The organism is Protofrankia sp. CiP1_Cm_nod1, from assembly GCF_920888515.1.
GTDB lineage: Bacteria > Actinomycetota > Actinomycetes > Frankiales > Frankiaceae > Protofrankia.
The window spans coordinates 13775-17992 of record NZ_CAKKTM010000222.1 but is presented as its reverse complement, the minus strand read 5'-3'; the positions used below and the strand labels follow the sequence as shown (position 1 = coordinate 17992).

5 protein-coding genes and 2 pseudogenes are annotated in these 4218 nt (G+C 68.2%); 6 read left to right on the top strand and 1 reads right to left on the bottom strand.

Annotated elements, in window-relative coordinates:
- The 5 genes and pseudogenes from NBX02_RS10435 to NBX02_RS10425 all read left to right on the top strand — a co-directional run.
- Positions 1-248 (top strand): annotated as a pseudogene (locus tag NBX02_RS10435) (aldehyde dehydrogenase family protein); the annotation flags it as partial.
- Between the two features lie 343 nt (positions 249-591).
- Positions 592-720: a hypothetical protein gene (locus NBX02_RS23085; RefSeq protein WP_445548357.1), complete on the top strand. Its 129-nt coding sequence runs from the start codon at positions 592-594 to the stop codon at positions 718-720.
- Positions 721-729: 9 nt separating this feature from the next.
- Positions 730-1101: pseudogene (locus NBX02_RS23080) on the top strand (DUF6444 domain-containing protein); the annotation flags it as partial.
- Positions 1102-1425: 324 nt separating this feature from the next.
- Positions 1426-1725, top strand: coding sequence for a hypothetical protein (locus tag NBX02_RS23075; RefSeq protein ID WP_445548356.1), 300 nt, complete (start codon positions 1426-1428; stop codon positions 1723-1725).
- A 104-nt stretch (positions 1726-1829) separates the two neighbouring features.
- Positions 1830-2171 (top strand): group II intron maturase-specific domain-containing protein, encoded by a 342-nt coding sequence (locus NBX02_RS10425; protein WP_445548355.1) that lies wholly within the window; start codon positions 1830-1832, stop codon positions 2169-2171.
- Positions 2172-2401: 230 nt separating this feature from the next.
- Here the strand turns inward: NBX02_RS10425 and NBX02_RS10420 are convergent, their stop codons facing one another.
- The gene (locus NBX02_RS10420; protein WP_250283644.1) at positions 2402-3685 is read right to left on the bottom strand and encodes a SpoIIE family protein phosphatase; all 1284 of its coding nucleotides are present in this window, start codon (positions 3683-3685) and stop codon (positions 2402-2404) included.
- A 207-nt stretch (positions 3686-3892) separates the two neighbouring features.
- On the opposite strand from NBX02_RS10420, the gene NBX02_RS10415 reads away from it, so the two are divergent.
- Positions 3893-4081: a hypothetical protein gene (locus tag NBX02_RS10415; RefSeq protein ID WP_250283646.1), complete on the top strand. Its 189-nt coding sequence runs from the start codon at positions 3893-3895 to the stop codon at positions 4079-4081.
- Positions 4082-4218: the final 137 nt, after the last annotated feature.

Here is a 4218-nt window from a genome sequence, read left to right as displayed (position 1 = left end):
GTACGTTCCAGCTGCCTCTGCCGATGAGTGGTTGGAAGACCTCCGGTGTCGGAACACGGTCGGGTGGAGCTGCCGGCATCCTCAAGTACTGCCGTCAAAAGTCCGTGGTCTCCGAGAAGGTCCGCCTGAAGTCGGAGCCGCACTGGTATCCGTACAAGAAGAAGAACAGCGAGCTGCAGGCCAGAATGGTCCGCCTGCTCGGAGCACACGACTGGCGTCGGCGACTGGGGCGCCCACCGAAGCGATGAGATCTCCCATAAGGCAGGCCGCGGGGCCGTGACGAGGCTCGGTGTCCCGCGGGGTACCTCGATCTCCTCGTGGCCGGATGTCGGTAGGGGCTGCGTCGGCCACGAGGAACCAAACTGTCGTCCAAATTCACGAAGGCCGGCGGCGAAGTCCCCGGATGACCAGGGCTGCCACCTCGTCGAGTGGATCAGACGTGTCCATTCAGGGGTCGCGTCGGTGGGCCGCTGAGCCGTGTGGAAGCGTTGGGGCGACACCCGGATTTGGTGCTTGATCTGCCAGCCGTGACGGCGATGATCCTGGTTCGTGTCTGCTGCGCCGCCTGGGTCCTCACCGTCGCCGTCGGAGGTGGAGGTTCTCCGGGAGGCGAACGCCCGGCTGCGGCAGGTGATCGAGACTGCGGACGAGCGGCATCGGGCGGAACTGGCCGCGGAGCGTGCCGTACGGGAGCGGCTGGCCGCCGCGTGGGAGCGGTGAGCCGCCCAGCTGGAAGTACGGATCGCCGAGCCGGAACGCCGGCTGTGGATGAACAGCGGTAACTCCTCGACTCCACCGTCGAAGGATCCGATCGCGGCGAAAGCGCAACGGAAAGCGGCCCGGGCTGCTTCCCAGCGGGAACGGTCGAAAGACCGCCGGCCAGGCGGTCAGCCGGGGCATGCCGGGGCGGGGCATGCCGGGGCGGGGCTGACACCGACCGCGGAGCCGGACCGGACCGAGCAGGCCGATCCGCCGGCGGAGTGCTCGGCCTGCCATCAGGATCTGTCGGCGGTGCCGGGGGTGGGGGAGGGCCGGGAGCAGGTGTGGGACATCCCGCCGGTGCGGCTGGAAACGGTGCACTGGCGGCTGCCGCGGCGGCGCTGCCCGCGCTGTCGCGCAGTCACCACCGCGGCCGTGCCGCACGCCCGGGCCGGGTCGGTGGTTCTACGGGCCGAACGTGAACGCCGCCGCGGTGGTGCTGCTGGCCTCGGAGGGCACCGTTCCGGTCGAGCGGACCGCGATACTCCTGGAGGCGCTGGTGGGGGCGCCGGTGTCGACCGGGTTCGTCGTTCGTGCCCACGCCCGGCTCGCCGAAACGCTGGATGCTGCCGGGTTCGATCAGACGATGAGGACGGCGGGCGTTGCGGGCCGCGCCGGTGCTGTGCGTCGACGAGACCCCGGTCACCGTGCTCCGCACGGACGTCGATGCCGACGGGAATCCGCTGTCCGGCTCCCCCGAATGTGGTCACGGTCCGCTCGGCCGAGCCGGGGCTGGTCTGGTATGCCCCGGTGAACGCCCGCTCCGCGACGGTGGCCCGCCGGCTGGCCGCCAAGGCCGAACAGGTCTGGCTGTTCGCGAAGAACGTCGCTGTCCCCTGGACCAACAACGCCGCGGAGCAGGCCCTGAGAGGCCCGAAACGGCATCAGGCCGTGCCGGCTACTGGCACACCTCGGCCCCCTGCGCCGGTACTGCCGCGTGCGTTCCTATCTGGTCAGCGCCCGTGACCACGGTATCCGCGGGATCGACGCCATCCACGCCGCACTTGCGGTGACCCCTGGCTACCCACTCCAGTGACCGTCTTGCCACACAATCACAGCCTTACCCGTGAATGGACACCAAAAGACCTGCTCACAGGCCAAAACCCAGATTTTGGAGTCCCACAGTCACCACCGTCGTTCGGCAGGTGAACGCCTTCCTGCGCGGCTGGGCCGGGCACTTCTGCTACGGAAACTCCGCCTTCGTGTTCGACAAGATGCAGACCTACGCCGTGCACCGGCTTGCGATCTTCGTGGTGCACCGTCACAAACGCAGCCGGGCGTGGGGTTGGCGGGTGGGGGCCTACGCCTCACCCGATCCCCTCGGGCTGTTCAACCTCGATGGGACCGTGCTTGCTCCCCGACCGAATCTCCCCTGGAGATTACCGAGTGCCGGCGGTGAAAGATGTCGGTGAGCTGTATACGGGAGAACCACATGCATAGATCGACGGTAGGGAGCTGGAAACGGAGCGGTCACACGTCACCGTGCCAGCTCCCTACCCAACCAGTCCCTCCGGTCTTCGGCAGATGGCCATTGATCATCGGGTGATGTAGAAGTCCTGGCTAGGGCCCACAGACATGCTTTGGGCACCAACGGGCTCCTCAGGATGAGGCGGCAGAAATCTATCGTCGTTTATACCGTTTACTATCTGCGCACCTCATGTGTCGGTTGTTCGGTCCAGATGGTCTTACCCAAGCGGCCGTAGCGGCTGCCCCAACGCCGGGTCAGCTGGGCCACGAGGAACAGGCCACGGCCTCCTTCATCCGTGGTATGGGCGCGGCGCAGGCGCGGCTGGGTGTTGCTGGCATCCGAAACCTCGCACACGAGGCGATCGCCGCGGATGAGCCGCACCTTGATCGGGCCGTGGGCATAGCGGATGGCGTTGGTGACCAACTCGCTGACGACCAGTTCGGTGGTGAAGGCCAGATCGTCGAGGTTCCAGGTGGCGAGCTGCCGGGTCGTCAGGTTTCGGGCCTGGGCGACTACGGCCGGGTCGGCGGGGAACTCCCAGTCGACGGTGGCCTCGGCCGCCAGGGTGCGGGTGCGGGCGAGCAGCACGACGATGTCGTCGGTGGGCGGGGTTGACGATGTGTCGCCGAGCAGAGCGTGGCCGATGTCCTCCAGGGGCCGGTCTGTGTCGCAGGCCGCGGCCATGCGGTCATGGAGCCATTCCATCCCCTGGGTGACGTCGCGGTTGCGCCGGTTGAGCAGGCCGTCGGTGTACAGGGCCAGCACGCTGCCGGGTTTCAGGTCGATCTCGGTGATCTCGAACGGCATACCGCCCACGCCGAGCGGCGGGCCGGGGCTAACGTCGATGAAGTCGACGGTTCCGTCCGGTGTCACCACAGCGGGGGGTGGATGTCCGGCGCTGGCGATCGCGCAGCAGCCGGTGATCGGGTTGTAGACGGCGTAGGCGCAGGTCGCGCCCACCGGATCCCCCCGGGACGGGTCGGCCTCGTGGGCGAGCCGCTGCACGAGGTCGTCGAGGTGAGTGAGGAGTTCGTCAGGGTCGAGGTCGAGGTCGGCCAGGGTTTGGACGGCGGTGCGCAGCCGGCCCATGGTGGCGGTGGCGGACAGGCCGTGGCCGATGACGTCACCGACGACGAAGGCCACGCGCAGCGACGACAGGGGGATGACGTCGTACCAGTCGCCGCTCACCTCGCATCCTCGACCGGCCGGAAGGTAGACACCGGCTGTCTGGGCCGCCAGGGTGTCGGTGCCGGCCCGGGGGAGGAGGCCCCGCTGCAGGGCGACGGCCGCGCGGCGCTCGCGGGTGTACCGGCGGGCGTTGTCCACGCCGAGCGCGGCCCGGGAGGCGATCTCCAGCAGGAGCTTGCGGTCCTCCCGATCGAAGACGGGGGCGGAGCCGGTCCGCCACACGGTGACGAGCCCGAGCAGGAGGCCGCGGGCGTACAGGGGCGCGCCCATCCCGGAATGCGCGTCCGGCGGGATCATCACATCCGCGAAATCGCCCGCGGCGGGAACTGCCGCCGCACGGGTGAAGGCCATCATAGTCTTGCCGCGCTGAAGATTCCGGATCTCAAACCCGTCCGGTAACGGCGGGATCGGTATGCCCGCCAGGATGAATCCGGGAGGCCAGCAACCGCTGTCGCGGACCGCGGCGACGCGGCGAAGATGCAACTGCCCGCCACCGAGCATTTTTGGGGGTTCATCCCCAGCCCGGACGGCCTCGGCGAGGTCGACCGTGGCGATATCACCCAAAGCGGGGACGAGGACATCGGCCAAGTCCTGAGCTGTGCGATCGACGTCCAGGGAACCACCGAGGCACCCGGCAGCGGCATAGAGCAGATTCAGCCTGTGTAGGCCTTGCTGCTGTTCGGTCATATCAGGTCCATTGGACGTTCCCGCTACGTTGTACAGAACACGATCTCGACGCCGTGCTCCCGCGCCTCGGCGAAGCACTATGCGCCCGGCTCATGGGACGATGTCCAGCATACTGG

Excerpts from the sequence above, each read along its gene's own strand:
- NBX02_RS10425 (WP_445548355.1), top strand. The coding sequence starts at position 1,830 with ATGGACACCAAAAGACCTGCTCACAGGCCAAAACCCAGATTTTGGAGT.
- NBX02_RS10415 (WP_250283646.1), top strand. The coding sequence starts at position 3,893 with ATGCAACTGCCCGCCACCGAGCATTTTTGGGGGTTCATCCCCAGCCCG.
- NBX02_RS10420 (WP_250283644.1), bottom strand. The coding sequence starts at position 3,685 with ATGGGCGCGCCCCTGTACGCCCGCGGCCTCCTGCTCGGGCTCGTCACC.
- NBX02_RS23075 (WP_445548356.1), top strand. The coding sequence starts at position 1,426 with ATGCCGACGGGAATCCGCTGTCCGGCTCCCCCGAATGTGGTCACGGTC.